This is a genomic window from Vibrio sp. Vb1574 (assembly GCF_033338675.1).
Window position 1 is genome coordinate 1 of sequence record NZ_JAWOTC010000146.1, and the last position, 1604, is coordinate 1604.

Genomic DNA, 1604 nt, shown 5'->3' on the forward strand with positions numbered 1-1604 from the left:
TGTAGGTCGATAGTTTGCGAATAGTGTTGAGGAGACAGAAGCGCTTCTATTTGAGGGGTGTCACTTCCAACTGGATGAGCACTGATAGCCGCGATTTTACCAGCTTGAATACCAACACGGGCTGGTGGCGTTGGTAAATAACCTGCTTCACCACGTTCCATGCTAACTAGTCGGGCATTCTCAATCAGCAAATCCATTCTCTCATTCCTACTTTGATTTGTATCTTTAAATGTATATACAAATAAATAGGTCAAAAAGAATGCGGTGACAAGCGTGATGTTGCTAAAATGTGATCAAAACGTAGTGAGAAAGGCTATTTATATGCACCTAGAGCAGAACTTTAGAGCTCAGCTTGTACTTGTTACCTGGGTGGTAGAGTAGAGCTGTACTGACCAATTTGTCTTGGCTCCATGTTCTACGATTAAGAAGAAGACAAGGTTCATTGGCCTGCATTTTCAAATCCAGTTTGATGCGATTATCGGGAACAATGGCTTCAACCGTGTGTTCAATCGCGCTCAACGGACAGTTATTAGATAGGTACTGATTAGGAGTAATTTGGGTGAAGTCTTGGTTAAGATAACTCGGGGCGTATTGGCTGTTTACCCAACGCAGTTCTAACTGAATAGGTGTGCTGTCTTCATAGTGAATGATCTCACTGTAAAACACCGTTGTACCAAGCATTACACCAAGTTTTATTGCGATGCTATCATCCGCTTTTATCGCGACTTGCTGAACTACTTTACTGCTGTATTGGCGTCCTCGGTCACTGACTTCTTCCGCTATATTGCGAATATCTAGTAATGGGGATTCTGATTTCTCACTAGGGTCACAAACGAACGTTCCCAACCTTGGGCGACGCTGTAGTTTCCCTTCATTCACCAAATCTCGTATCGCTTTGTTTACTGTCATTCGGCTTACACCAAACTGTTCAGTCAGCTCGATTTCAGTCGCAATGCGCTGTCCGACCATCCAATCTCCGGAATCAATTTTATCGAGGATAAATTGTTTGATTTGCATGTAGAGTGGCGCAGACATAATGATACCTTTTAAATTGACTATACAAATACTGCTCAATTTAAGTACAAATTGCAAATAGTTATCGACAAATACGACATTTAGAGACAAATAACGGGCATTTGCTTGCTGAATGATTTGGCTGATTTGATATTTTTTGAATCGATAGTGGAATCAAGCCGTATTCTTGCGGTCTATTGCTTGCAGCTTATAAGGCAATTGTGTAAACAAAGCACAACTAATAAAAACAGTCGCAAAAAGGAAAGGCATGTTTAAGAAATTAAAAGCATCGTTGGGTATTGGATCTGCAAAAGTGGATACTATTTTGGATGAAATGAGCGTGTTTCAAGGTGCGACGCTGAAGGGACATGTTCATATCAAAGGTGGGGATGTTGAACAGCAGATCGACGCTATCACCATTAAATTGAACACAGAAATGAAAGTTGAAGTGGACGATAGCGTAAGTTATCAAACCTTCACTATCGACCAGCTCAAGGCGGTTGACCCGTTTGTGATTCAACCGAATGAAGAAAAACAAGTGCCTTTCGAGCTAAAACTGCATGACGAAACACCTATCACTGCCGTTAGCG

At 41.5% G+C, this 1604-nt stretch carries 2 protein-coding genes and 1 pseudogene; 1 reads left to right on the forward strand and 2 read right to left on the reverse strand.

Translation table 11 applies throughout. The annotated features are described in order from the left end of the window. Together R7O12_RS24280 and hutC are read right to left on the reverse strand one after the other, a co-directional pair. A pseudogene (locus R7O12_RS24280) lies at positions 1-197 on the reverse strand (imidazolonepropionase); the annotation flags it as partial. A gap of 130 nt (positions 198-327) precedes the next feature. After that, entirely contained in the window at positions 328-1035 is a 708-nt protein-coding gene (hutC, locus tag R7O12_RS24285) for a histidine utilization repressor (protein ID WP_017448636.1), read from the reverse strand. 247 nt (positions 1036-1282) lie between these two features. On the opposite strand from hutC, the gene R7O12_RS24290 reads away from it, so the two are divergent. Further along, positions 1283-1604 (forward strand): sporulation protein (locus tag R7O12_RS24290; RefSeq protein ID WP_318126597.1); only part of this gene is annotated, 322 nt, incomplete at its 3' end.

Excerpts from the sequence above, each read along its gene's own strand:
- hutC (WP_017448636.1), bottom strand. The coding sequence starts at position 1,035 with ATGTCTGCGCCACTCTACATGCAAATCAAACAATTTATCCTCGATAAA.